The sequence below is a fragment of the Anaeromassilibacillus sp. Marseille-P3371 genome (assembly GCF_900169665.1).
GTDB lineage: Bacteria > Bacillota > Clostridia > Oscillospirales > Acutalibacteraceae > Anaeromassilibacillus.
This window is the reverse complement of record NZ_LT835157.1, coordinates 257,247-267,732: the sequence shown is the minus strand read 5'-3', so window position 1 is coordinate 267,732 and position 10,486 is coordinate 257,247. Positions and strand designations below refer to the sequence as shown.

General features: G+C 46.6%; 2 protein-coding genes. Both read right to left on the bottom strand.

What is annotated here, in order from left to right:
• Positions 1-4,866 (bottom strand): carbohydrate-binding protein (locus tag B9Y59_RS16540; protein WP_330395873.1); only part of this gene is annotated, 4,866 nt, incomplete at its 3' end.
• A 759-nt stretch (positions 4,867-5,625) separates the two neighbouring features.
• Complete coding sequence (locus B9Y59_RS00670) at positions 5,626-8,157, bottom strand: glycoside hydrolase family 3 C-terminal domain-containing protein (RefSeq protein WP_442856167.1); 2,532 nt, start codon at positions 8,155-8,157, stop codon at positions 5,626-5,628.
• Positions 8,158-10,486 lie beyond the last annotated feature (2,329 nt).

The window sequence follows — 10,486 nt, the reverse complement described above, 5'->3', positions numbered from 1 at the left end:
AAGCGCTTCATACAGTGCTTCTGCCGCTGCCTGGATGTCTGCTTCCAGTACTTCCTCGTCGTCCATCAGGTCCTCTGCCGCCTTGTATGCGTCGTCCAGCGCCTGTACGCTCTCCGGCGTGAAGTTCTCTCGATTGATGCTCTCTGCAATCTCCATCGGGATTTCCAGCTGGCTCTTGTCGCCCGCTGTAAAGCTCAGATACTGCAATGCCTCGATCAGCTCAAACATCGCGTTGTTGATCTCGTCCTGGCTTGCGGTCTTCTTTTCTTCGATCGCTTTCGCTGCCTGCAACGCTTCCTTGTACTTCTTCTGTACCGACGGGACTGCCGCCTCTACCTGCGCTTTCACGTTCTCGCTCTCTGCGATTGTGATCACTTCGCGCAGATTTTCCTTATCCACGATCGTGAAGCCCAGTTCAATCGTGGTGTCTGCATTCGGCATTGCCAGGCTGTAGATATACTCGGCAACGTCAAAGTTCTCTTCTGCTACGGCTTCGCCGTTCACGGTGACGCCTGCGATCTCTCTTCCTTCGACTCTCGGCTCAAAGGTCAGGTCGAGATTCGTGTTTGCCATCACGACGTCTTTATATGCGCCGGTCAGGTTTGCAATCGTCTGCTCTTCCCCGTCGATCGACAGCTTCACCGTCGTCGGATAGCTTACCGTCAGGGTATGTTCTGCTGCCGGAGCGTCAATTAACTCAAACTTCAACCAGTTGAGATTGGAACCACTCTCTGTCCACGCAAGCTTTAACGTATGTTCGCCTGCTTCAAGTTGGATCTCCTGTGCGGGCAAAGTCGTCCAGTTCTGCCATGCGCCGGTGTTCACTGCTTCAAAGGTTGCAACCTTTTTGCCATCAACCAAGACATCAAATGCGCCGGCACCGGCCTGAGAGGAAATACGTGCAGAGAGGTTATATTTGCCCGTTGTCCCAACGTTGATACGGTATTCCGCCCAAGCGCCTGCGTCACAGTAACCAAGATTTTTGCCACCATCCTCGTCGGATGTTCCTTCTGCCTTTACAGTCTCAGACCACAGGATATTTTCTGCTGCTTTGAAGGTGGTATCTGCACCGATGTCTACAGTGATCGGATCTGCAATCTTGTCGTGGAAGGTGTTGACTTTCATGACAAGATTCATGAGCCTTTCCGCACTTCTCAGCAATTCGTCTCGAGTAATAAAGCCTTTTTCAAATGCATTTTTCAGTGTCTCCGGAGAACCAGTGGGCATTTTCACATCGTTGCCCGCCTTCAACTCAAACGCATGGTTGGAGTTATTTCCCCAGTCGGTTTCAACCAGACCTTCATAGCCCCATTCTCCACGCAGAATGTCTGTCAGGAGCTCTTCGCTTTCCGCTGTTTCGACACCATTGATGAGATTGTAAGAGGACATGATTGTCCACGGATCAGCCTCTTTTACAGCAATTTCAAAACCCTTGAGATAAATTTCGCGAAGCGCACGTTCGCTCACTCTGGAATCACTGCTGGAGCGGTTTGTCTCTTTATTGTTCGCCGCAAAATGCTTCAGAGAGATGGCGACACCTTCGGACTGGCAGCCTGTTGTGAGCGATGCAGCCATCTTGCCTGCGAGCAACGGATCTTCGGAATAGTACTCAAAGTTACGCCCGCAGAGCGGATCTCTGTGGATATTCATACCGGGCGCGAGCCAAATGTCAATTCCATTATTATGTGCTTCTACCGCAGCTGCCTTACCGACTTTTTCCACAAGATCCACATCCCAAGTGCAAGCCTGCAACGTACCGATCGGCCATGCGGTGCAGTTGACGCCGATGCGGACACCCTGCGGGCCATCCGCTGTCATGATATTCGGAATCCCGTATTCCATCAGGTTGCCCATACCACCGGTGTTCGCAACGCCTGTATTCGGCTGACCGCCCATCATATCGATAAGCTGTTCATTCGTAATCTGCGCAAGGAAGTCGTCCATCGTTGCGCGTCCCTCATAGACATCCAAGAGCATAATCTTTTCGGCCGGGTCCGCATTGCTTACATTGGCGGCGAGAGCACGTGCACGCATCGGAGTGGATGCCGAAGCTGTATCCGCCTTATTGAAAGTGATATAGTCGATATTCGGATATTTGTTGGTCTCGCTGCACCGAAGCGTTACAATATTATTGCCCTCTTCCAGTGCTACTGTAACCGGTCCAACATCCTCGAAATTGTACCACTCGCCTTCTCCGTCGCCGTCGCCGGTCTGCGGGACGGTAAGGATGTCGTTTTCTACGACAGTATCGCCCACTTCGACACCTACATTCCAGTCAAAGCCTTCGCGTCCATTTGCCACATTGAACATCAGGTTGTAATCGCCAGCCTGTTCAACGTACAGATTATAGGAAACCCAGTTGCCCGCGTAATTCATATATGCAAGACATGTTCCATCCTCACCGTTGACAGTGAAGGATTCTTCTCTGACCGGAGTATCCGAAGTACTTCCCGTGTTATCGTAGTCCTCCGCTTCGATCTGCGTCGGTACTGTTGAGGAAATAACCTTTTCAAAAGGTTCGTCGGGAATTTCGGTTTCTGTATGTTTCTCAAAGGTAAAGTAATCAATGTTCGGATATTTATCCTTTTCAGAACAAGTAAATGTTAGGACACACTCTCCCTCAGGCAATGTAATGGAGATGGGGCCAACATCCACGAAATTATACCACTGGTTACCATCCACACTGGTTGTATTGACGCGGATAATGTCCTTCTCTACAGGTTTGTCATTTATATCAGCGCCTACATTCCAGTCAAAACTGGCATACCCGTTGGCAACATGGAAGGTCAAATCATATTTGCCGGCTTCTTCGACGTCCAGGTAGTACGAAATCCAGTTGTCTACATGGTTCATATATGCCACACATACACCGGACTCCTCTCCTACAGTGAAGTTTTCGGTTCTGACATAGTTTGCGGAATCCGAGCCGCCGGAGAAATCGTAACTCTCTGCTTCGATCTTGGTGGATTCAGTTGCAGAAACAGGCTTATAGTAGGAAATTTCTTCCTCACTCTTTTCAAAAACCATGTAATCGTAGTTCGGGTTGTTACCGTTCGCTTCAAATCGCAGAATGTGTTTCCCCTCTGGCAGATTGACATAAAATGGTTCGGCGTCTGCAAAGTTGTACCATTCACTCTTTCCATTGCCATCACCGGTTTGCGGAGCGTTGAAATTGATACCCGGTTGTAGTTCGCCATCAACCGAAACCTTGAAGCAGTTGCTCAGATCCGCATTTCCATTCGCATACCGCATCGTGACCTTATAGGTGCCGGCTGTTTCAACCGTTACTTCATATTCGACGAATTTGCCTGCTGCGTTCATCATTGCAATACAGCTCATTCGCTCAAAGTCATCATTATAGAAATTTTCAATGCTCACATCACCATCTATAAAGGCCTCACTCTGTACGACCGTCTGGCCCTCCGCCTTGATCGTATGATGTGGATCAAAAGCCGGTGGTGTTTCGATCTCTTGATAGGTTCCGTCCGCTAAAAGCCTCTTTGGCAGCTGTACCGGCGCCAACTTTTCTGAGAGCTGTTCTGTTACGATTGTTTCATCGAGGGTATATGTATCGCGTACACCTTGTTCCCCCGCATCTTTGATGCAATTTCCGACGTAAATGTCGTAGTTGCCCGCTTCCATCACATAGGCGGATTTATGTCCTGTCACACCCGTATCATCATAGCTCGACATGTCGGAGATCTTAAAGGACATTTCCAGCGTTTCAGATTCGCCTGGGTCCAGCAGGTCTGTCTTATCAAATGCCGCCAGTTCCTTCGCGGGTTTTCCAAGCTTCGGATCGCCTTCATTCTTGCCCATCTGCGGCGCGCTAAAATACACCTGTACGACCTCTTTGCCAGCCACATCACCAGTATTTTTGACCGTTGCTGTAATGTTGGCAGTACCATCTGTAGTATCACCGTCAAAGGATATGTCAACATCTGAAATTTCAAAGTCTGTATAGGACAGACCATAACCAAATGGATAGTTGACCTTCTCATAATTCGGATCAAAGGTTTCAAAATACCGATATCCTACAAAGATGTCCTCTGTGTAGTTTACATAATTGCTTGACTCATTAAAGGTCTCAGAACTTGGATAATCATTATATGATTTTGCCCAAGTATCGACCAGCTTACCAGAAGGGTTCACATCACCTACAAGAATATCTGCAGTAGCAAGACCGCCCTCCATGCCAGCTTGCCAGCCGACCAGCACAGAATCAATCCCGTCAATTTCCTTGATCCAACTGGTATCCATGACTGCACCGACATTCAACACAACGACAACCTTGTCAAATTTTGCGCCTACACGGGTGATGAGTTCTTTTTCCGCGTCAGTCAGATAATAATCCGCCTCCGAGCGGTCACTACCCTCTGAGGAATACCGGCCGACCGTCACGATTGCGGTCCCAGCTTCCTGTGCTGCGGCGTCAAGCATCTCATCCGTGACGTTAATCTGTGCGTCATCTTTAATACCATTTGTCGAAACCTGTTCCGTATAGAAATCGACGAGGGGTTGGTAGAGGGAAATCTTTCCTTCTTCGGCTTTCATTTGCATCCCTTGAAGGATATTGCGGGTATAATCCACATTTGTTGCACCGGACCCGCCGCCGCCGCGCGTATAGTCGATCATGGCGCGTCCAAACATCGCTACCGTTTCACCCTTTGGCAGTGGTAGCGCGCTGTTATTGTTCTCGAGCAAAACCATACCATCAGCAGCGATCTGCCTGGAGAGCTCAATGTTTCCTTCGACAGCCTCAGCACCGGCGGTGATGCTCATTGCAGGAATTGTCGTTGCGACCATAGCGGTCGACAAGACCGCCGCAAGGATTCTTTTACTTACGCCTTTTCTTTTTCGACTCATTTTTGATCTCCATCTCCTTTTCAAAAATTCCTCATAACCTGTGCGAATCTGACGTATCATTCTCCTCCTTCCATAAGTTTCGTACGAAGATCTCTCCTCCAACGATTCATAGCACTTCGTACAGCACATCTTTTGGTATTCCAACATATTATTGCATCGAACGAACAGATTCGCTCTATGTACAATACTAATATAATTTATTTACAAAGTCAATATGTATAGGTGTTTTAAACAAAATATTTTCCATACTTTAACAAAACCAGATACCTCTCTTTTACGATACCGATCCACCCTGTAGGGTCGTGAAACTGTAGAGATGTTTATCGTATGATCATAAATATAATAGCAACCTTTCCTGGCGAATCCGAATCATTTGAAAATTTATTTATCCTTATAGCAGAGAAAAATTTGCCGAAATTTTAATTCTTATTTCCCTTCGAACTATTTCCCAGTCCCTTGACAGGAAAGTGCCGAGGCCCACTTCTTTCTCATGATTTTTTTCGCATATGGAATCCGATTACTGGCGTATCTAGAAAATCAATAATCATTCGGATCTACACTTCTCCCGCTTGCGTGGGTTGTAGTAGCTCTTTCAGTAGGGTAGAGGTTCATAACCGTGCGGCGGTTCTTAAAGATATTTTTCATTTTTCCTTGGCCACACTCTTGTGAAATTCCGTATGTTCATATTTTTGTCTGGTACCCCTACGGACAGAAATACAAAACAGAGCCACCTTAAAAAGCACCGGCAATCCTTACTTCTTATTCCACCANTTCTCCGTCGCCGTCGCCGGTCTGCGGGACGGTAAGGATGTCGTTTTCTACGACAGTATCGCCCACTTCGACACCTACATTCCAGTCAAAGCCTTCGCGTCCATTTGCCACATTGAACATCAGGTTGTAATCGCCAGCCTGTTCAACGTACAGATTATAGGAAACCCAGTTGCCCGCGTAATTCATATATGCAAGACATGTTCCATCCTCACCGTTGACAGTGAAGGATTCTTCTCTGACCGGAGTATCCGAAGTACTTCCCGTGTTATCGTAGTCCTCCGCTTCGATCTGCGTCGGTACTGTTGAGGAAATAACCTTTTCAAAAGGTTCGTCGGGAATTTCGGTTTCTGTATGTTTCTCAAAGGTAAAGTAATCAATGTTCGGATATTTATCCTTTTCAGAACAAGTAAATGTTAGGACACACTCTCCCTCAGGCAATGTAATGGAGATGGGGCCAACATCCACGAAATTATACCACTGGTTACCATCCACACTGGTTGTATTGACGCGGATAATGTCCTTCTCTACAGGTTTGTCATTTATATCAGCGCCTACATTCCAGTCAAAACTGGCATACCCGTTGGCAACATGGAAGGTCAAATCATATTTGCCGGCTTCTTCGACGTCCAGGTAGTACGAAATCCAGTTGTCTACATGGTTCATATATGCCACACATACACCGGACTCCTCTCCTACAGTGAAGTTTTCGGTTCTGACATAGTTTGCGGAATCCGAGCCGCCGGAGAAATCGTAACTCTCTGCTTCGATCTTGGTGGATTCAGTTGCAGAAACAGGCTTATAGTAGGAAATTTCTTCCTCACTCTTTTCAAAAACCATGTAATCGTAGTTCGGGTTGTTACCGTTCGCTTCAAATCGCAGAATGTGTTTCCCCTCTGGCAGATTGACATAAAATGGTTCGGCGTCTGCAAAGTTGTACCATTCACTCTTTCCATTGCCATCACCGGTTTGCGGAGCGTTGAAATTGATACCCGGTTGTAGTTCGCCATCAACCGAAACCTTGAAGCAGTTGCTCAGATCCGCATTTCCATTCGCATACCGCATCGTGACCTTATAGGTGCCGGCTGTTTCAACCGTTACTTCATATTCGACGAATTTGCCTGCTGCGTTCATCATTGCAATACAGCTCATTCGCTCAAAGTCATCATTATAGAAATTTTCAATGCTCACATCACCATCTATAAAGGCCTCACTCTGTACGACCGTCTGGCCCTCCGCCTTGATCGTATGATGTGGATCAAAAGCCGGTGGTGTTTCGATCTCTTGATAGGTTCCGTCCGCTAAAAGCCTCTTTGGCAGCTGTACCGGCGCCAACTTTTCTGAGAGCTGTTCTGTTACGATTGTTTCATCGAGGGTATATGTATCGCGTACACCTTGTTCCCCCGCATCTTTGATGCAATTTCCGACGTAAATGTCGTAGTTGCCCGCTTCCATCACATAGGCGGATTTATGTCCTGTCACACCCGTATCATCATAGCTCGACATGTCGGAGATCTTAAAGGACATTTCCAGCGTTTCAGATTCGCCTGGGTCCAGCAGGTCTGTCTTATCAAATGCCGCCAGTTCCTTCGCGGGTTTTCCAAGCTTCGGATCGCCTTCATTCTTGCCCATCTGCGGCGCGCTAAAATACACCTGTACGACCTCTTTGCCAGCCACATCACCAGTATTTTTGACCGTTGCTGTAATGTTGGCAGTACCATCTGTAGTATCACCGTCAAAGGATATGTCAACATCTGAAATTTCAAAGTCTGTATAGGACAGACCATAACCAAATGGATAGTTGACCTTCTCATAATTCGGATCAAAGGTTTCAAAATACCGATATCCTACAAAGATGTCCTCTGTGTAGTTTACATAATTGCTTGACTCATTAAAGGTCTCAGAACTTGGATAATCATTATATGATTTTGCCCAAGTATCGACCAGCTTACCAGAAGGGTTCACATCACCTACAAGAATATCTGCAGTAGCAAGACCGCCCTCCATGCCAGCTTGCCAGCCGACCAGCACAGAATCAATCCCGTCAATTTCCTTGATCCAACTGGTATCCATGACTGCACCGACATTCAACACAACGACAACCTTGTCAAATTTTGCGCCTACACGGGTGATGAGTTCTTTTTCCGCGTCAGTCAGATAATAATCCGCCTCCGAGCGGTCACTACCCTCTGAGGAATACCGGCCGACCGTCACGATTGCGGTCCCAGCTTCCTGTGCTGCGGCGTCAAGCATCTCATCCGTGACGTTAATCTGTGCGTCATCTTTAATACCATTTGTCGAAACCTGTTCCGTATAGAAATCGACGAGGGGTTGGTAGAGGGAAATCTTTCCTTCTTCGGCTTTCATTTGCATCCCTTGAAGGATATTGCGGGTATAATCCACATTTGTTGCACCGGACCCGCCGCCGCCGCGCGTATAGTCGATCATGGCGCGTCCAAACATCGCTACCGTTTCACCCTTTGGCAGTGGTAGCGCGCTGTTATTGTTCTCGAGCAAAACCATACCATCAGCAGCGATCTGCCTGGAGAGCTCAATGTTTCCTTCGACAGCCTCAGCACCGGCGGTGATGCTCATTGCAGGAATTGTCGTTGCGACCATAGCGGTCGACAAGACCGCCGCAAGGATTCTTTTACTTACGCCTTTTCTTTTTCGACTCATTTTTGATCTCCATCTCCTTTTCAAAAATTCCTCATAACCTGTGCGAATCTGACGTATCATTCTCCTCCTTCCATAAGTTTCGTACGAAGATCTCTCCTCCAACGATTCATAGCACTTCGTACAGCACATCTTTTGGTATTCCAACATATTATTGCATCGAACGAACAGATTCGCTCTATGTACAATACTAATATAATTTATTTACAAAGTCAATATGTATAGGTGTTTTAAACAAAATATTTTCCATACTTTAACAAAACCAGATACCTCTCTTTTACGATACCGATCCACCCTGTAGGGTCGTGAAACTGTAGAGATGTTTATCGTATGATCATAAATATAATAGCAACCTTTCCTGGCGAATCCGAATCATTTGAAAATTTATTTATCCTTATAGCAGAGAAAAATTTGCCGAAATTTTAATTCTTATTTCCCTTCGAACTATTTCCCAGTCCCTTGACAGGAAAGTGCCGAGGCCCACTTCTTTCTCATGATTTTTTTCGCATATGGAATCCGATTACTGGCGTATCTAGAAAATCAATAATCATTCGGATCTACACTTCTCCCGCTTGCGTGGGTTGTAGTAGCTCTTTCAGTAGGGTAGAGGTTCATAACCGTGCGGCGGTTCTTAAAGATATTTTTCATTTTTCCTTGGCCACACTCTTGTGAAATTCCGTATGTTCATATTTTTGTCTGGTACCCCTACGGACAGAAATACAAAACAGAGCCACCTTAAAAAGCACCGGCAATCCTTACTTCTTATTCCACCACCCCTGCTAACGCCTCTCTCCCCTTTCAAACTGTATCCCACAAAAACGAAGCCCCTGCACCGGATTACTCGGTACAGGGGCTTTTGTCTGATATGGAGGACCTGCTGTAAAGAGGATTGCCTCCTCAACTTCTGTTATGGGAATCTTTCTCCTTACAGATTTTCATGGATTCGCTAAAAGTTTTTTCACCCTCATCACAAAAGGTTCTCCCCCTACTCTTTCGATTTCTGCCTGGGATAACGTTGTCCGGCCTATGGTTATCGTGCAATGCGGGCATTACATTCTGAAAGATCTGATAATGTCGTATAGATACTCCTATTCCATCCCAATTCGTGCGTACTTTCGCCCGGCGATGTATAACGTCTCGTTCCCCTACAATGTGTCCTTTGGAAATTTTCTACTGTTGGCCGCCAGGCATGTAGTGTCTGCATATCTACGTCTTTCTCTGCGCTAATGTTTTGCTGTTGACCGTCCAACTTTTGCCAAATACGGACGGATGTCTTTCCCGAGTTATACAGTATTAAGTCAACCACCCGGACTCATAACGTTTTTCTCATCTAAGGTGTTTCCTTCGGAAGTTTCCTACTATTGGCCTCCGAGCACGTAGTTTCTTCATACCTACAACATTTTTATGCAAACATTCTGCTGTTGACCGTCCAACTTTTGCCCGATACGGACGGATGTCTTTCCAAAGCTATCCAATATCCACCCAATCACTCGGACAAATAGCGTCTTTCGTACCTGAGGCGTTCCCTATATACAAGACCCCTGCTATTGGCCGCCGGGCATGTAGCACCTCCATACCTTTTACGCAAACATTCTACCATCGGCCATCCAACTCTTGCCAAATACGGACGGATGTTTTCCCCAATCTATCCAGCATGCAGCCAATCGCCTGAACGCACAACGTCTTTCACACCTAAGGTGTTTCCTAGAGTAGTTTCCTTCTATTGGTTGTTGAGCATGTAGTTCTTTCATACCTACGTCGTTTTTTATGCAAGTGCTCTACTATTAACTGTCGAACTCATGCCAAATACGGACAGATATCTGCCCCAAGCTATCCGGTATTCAGCCAACCGCCTGGGCAAATAGTGTCTTTTACTCCTAAGATTTTTCCTATGGAAGTTTCCTCCTCTAAGCCGTCGAGTACGGTACGTAGTACCTTTATGCCTATGGCATTTTTACAGAATTTTTACCAGATACGGAGGATGTCTCCCCCAAGTTATCCAGTGTGCGGCCAATCGCCCGAACGCACAACGTCTTTCACACCTAAGGTGTTTCCTAGAGTAGTTTCCCGTTAGTGACTGCTAGGTCTTACTTTGGATACGAGCTGCTTCCACTCTTTGTACAACACGATTCCAGTATTTATCGATTATTACCGATTTTCCCTGTAGAAACACCTT